Origin of the sequence: Pseudoalteromonas sp. MMG012, assembly GCF_018100875.1 — a bacterium.
In the GTDB taxonomy this organism is placed as follows: Bacteria; Pseudomonadota; Gammaproteobacteria; order Enterobacterales; family Alteromonadaceae; genus Pseudoalteromonas; species Pseudoalteromonas aurantia.
In genome coordinates this window covers 1-3,693 of record NZ_JAGJEF010000141.1, presented here as the reverse complement: position 1 = coordinate 3,693, position 3,693 = coordinate 1, and the positions used below count along the sequence as shown (strand labels likewise).

Genomic DNA, 3,693 nt, shown 5'->3' with positions numbered 1-3,693 from the left:
TGGTGCGCTTAATCAGCAGGCCAACCAGGTTCGCGATTATTTACTCGCACACTCTGATTTTATGCCTGGAGATATTGTCGCGCTTTATGTTGAGCGAACAGCACAAATGATGGTTGCCATACTGGCTATTTTAAAAGCCGGTGGTACATATCTGCCTTTAGACCCGAACTACCCGAAATCTAGAACTGAATATATGCTTGAAGATTCAGGTGCAACTTGTATTTTGACTGAGGAAGCATTAGAAGCTGATTTGCAGTCGTTTACGTTGAGCACTCTGTGTATGTGCGAGGCAAAGAAAGCGGATAATATACAACCGGTTAAAATAGATACGCAGCAATTGCCTGAGCCCTCTAGTAATGCCTACATCATTTATACATCGGGAACCACAGGTAAACCTAAAGGTGTGGCAATTCAGCATCAGGGCGCTGTAAATTTAGCATTTGCATTGGCCGAACGCTTGCCATCAGGCCCTAATGCTCGAGTGTTACAGTTCTCTGTACCTTGCTTTGATGCGTCTGTATTTGAGTGGATATGGGCATTAACACAAGGGGCGAGCCTCTATATTTGCAGTGATGGTGTTAAGTTACAACCACAAACAATGGCGCAATATCTTGAGGATAATCAGATCACACATACGTGTCTAACCCCATCTTATATCGCCTACTTACCCTACCATGAACGTTATAGTTTTAAAGTATTGGGGGCGTGTGGTGAAGCATGTAGTGAAGAACTTGGCTGGCGCTGGGCTAATCACTATCCTGTTTTTAACCTTTATGGACCAACCGAAGTAACAATATGTGCGAGTATCTCCCAGATCAATGTTAACGAGGCAATTACGATAGGTAGACCTTTGCCAAATACTGCGCTTTATGTTCTTAATAGTGACCAACAACTTTGCCCTTTAGGTGTTGCCGGTGAATTATATGTCGCTGGTCAAGGTGTCGCTTGTGGTTATGTTAATCGCCCAAGTTTGACAGCAGATCGGTTTGTAAATGTACCAAATATCGCATTAGGTAAACGCCTTTATCGTACAGGGGATCTAGTACGTTACCTTGCTAATGGTGATCTTGAGTATTTAAGTAGAGCCGATGAACAAATAAAAATACGTGGTCATCGGGTTGAGCCACTTGAAGTCGAGCGCCAGATCACATTATTAGAGAACATTCATAAGGCCGTGGTTAATGTAGACCAAGATAGTCAGGGTCATACACGCATGATTGCTTATATTGAGGCTAAGGAAGCAGTAGCACAGCCGTCAGCGTTTACCGAGCAGGTGAAGCGGCAATTACGCGCAAGCTTACCCATATTTATGGTGCCATCGAGTATTATATTCATGCAGGAGTGGCCTTTACAGCCCAGTGGCAAGGTGGATAAATCTGCATTAGCTAAGGTAGCGATGGATATTGACGAAAAAAAGGTGCTACCTCGTAATGAAGTTGAGACAGTGCTGGTCCAGATTTGGCAGACGTTACTGAGCATCCCTAGTGAGCAAATTGGTGTTTATGATCATTTTATGGAGCTTGGAGGGCATTCGTTGTTGTTGGTCCGTTTGTTAGCTGAAATTAATCAGCATTGGCAGTTAGAACTCACTTTGGCCGAATTGATAGCTAATCCTGATATCGCTTCTTTAGGAGAGAAGGTGATGCAACTACTGACAATTCGGACCCTCAAAGAGCAAGTCAATAGAACAGATATTGTCGAAGAGGGGACACTGTAAGGCGGTTTGTTTAAGCAGTTAACACATAATGTTAACTGCCATTTTATTTATTGTGTAAATATAAATGTTAAATGTTGGTCGCTTTTCATTGACATTGCAGTATCAAAAATGTTCAATGGTTAACATCTGTTAACTTAAGGGCTTGGTTTTTAAACTTACCGAGTAATTACTTAAGTTGGTGTGGGAAGGATCATGTAGTGGAGGTTGTCTAGTTTGCCAGCGCAGTCACACGTGCGTAAGACAGGCCTTAATTTGATGCTCAATAATAAGAATAAAAACCTATAGGGAAAGTTAGTTATGAGTATCAGTCAGTTAGTTGCAGAAGCGACGTCTTCGGGTGTTTATCTTTACACTGAAGGTGGACAATTAAAATATAAGCTCTCGGTTACGTCTTTTCCTGATGAGATCAAACAAAGAATACTAAAGCATAAACAAGCGGTTATTCAGTTTTTAGATCAAGTAGATGCTGAGTCTAAGCCCCAAATTACGGCGCTTGCTTCTTATGATGGATTGTTCCCGTTATCTTATGCACAGCAACGACTTTGGTTTATCGATCGTTTTGAAGGACAAAGCGCGCAATATAACATTCCAAAAGCAATTAAAGTGTCTGGCAGTTTTTCGATAGATATTGCTGAAAAAGCGATTGAACGCCTCATTTGGCGACATCAAATCTTGCGAACAACCTATGTTGAAATTGAGGGAGAGCCACGTCAACAGGTAAATTCAGATTTTGTGTTTCAAGTTAAACGCATAGACCTTACCGGTATTGATAGTACAACGCAGGACTCTCAGCTTGATACGCTCATAACTCACGATGCAAGGGCGAACTTTGATTTAAGTAATGATTTGATGTTAAGAGCAAGTTTTATTGTCACATCAGCAGTTGATCAAGGTGTATTGTTGTTCAATATGCATCATATTGCCTCAGATGGCTGGTCAATGAATATTCTCATACGGGAGTTTATTGCTGAATATACGGCGCTTATGACAGGTCAGCCTTCGAGGAGTATACCACTTGAGATTCAATATGTTGATTTTGCTCAGTGGCAACAAGATTGGTTAACTGAAAGTCGTTTAGCAAATGAGTTGAATTATTGGCAAAAGCAACTTGCAGATGCGCCTTTATTACATGGCTTACCTTTAGATAAGCCCAGACCTAGTAGTAAAGGGAATCATGGAGCCAAAGTAACGAGTTCATATTCAGCGTCTGCAATTATCGAATTTGCTAAAAGCCAAGGAATGACACCATTTATGGTATTTCATGCGGCTTTAAGTATAGTGCTATGTCGCCATAGTAACCAAAGAGAGTTTATCATAGGGACGCCTGTAGCAAATCGTCAGGATTGTGCATTATCGCCACTTATCGGTTTTTTTGTTAACACATTAATTTTAAAATCATCGATGGAGCATGGGTCAGTCTTGGAGTTTTTACACCATATTCGCGACACTAATTTGGCCGCACAAAGTCACCAAGATTTACCATTTGAACAAATAGTCGAACATTGCCAAGTGGAACGGAGCTTACAACATACGCCTATCTTTCAAGTTATGTTGAGTATGTTTCAAGAGAGCCCGAACTCATCACCTCAATTGGCGTTACAAGGTGTTCAGTTTGACGCTATTTCAAAACAAGTTACATCGACTAAGTATGACTTAGACATAGGCGTGTCTATGATTGATAATCAATGTTCCGTGACTTGGGTTTATGATACTGATCTATTTCATGCCCAGACGATAGAGCTGTTTGATAGTCATTTTAATCGAGTATTGACTAGCTTGTTACAGCAGCCCCAAGACTTGCCTTTATCACAACTGATGATGCTCAGTGATATAGAGCAGCAGTATTTAACAGAAACGTTAAATGACACAGACAGGGCGTATGAACAAAATGTGTTGTTACATGAGTTATTTGAGCGTCAAGCAGCGGCGAATTCACAAGCAATAGCGGTGGTATCTGGTGCGGAGCAATTGACATA

At 41.2% G+C, this 3,693-nt stretch carries 2 protein-coding genes; both read left to right on the top strand.

All coding sequences use genetic code 11. The annotated features are described in order from the left end of the window. Window positions 1–1,717, top strand: a 1,717-nt coding sequence (locus J8L97_RS22435; protein WP_211052923.1) for a non-ribosomal peptide synthetase, incomplete at its 5' end; no start/stop codon positions are given. A 297-nt stretch (window positions 1,718–2,014) separates the two neighbouring features. Next, on the top strand, window positions 2,015–3,693 hold a 1,679-nt coding region (locus J8L97_RS22430; protein WP_247688788.1), incomplete at its 3' end, for a condensation domain-containing protein.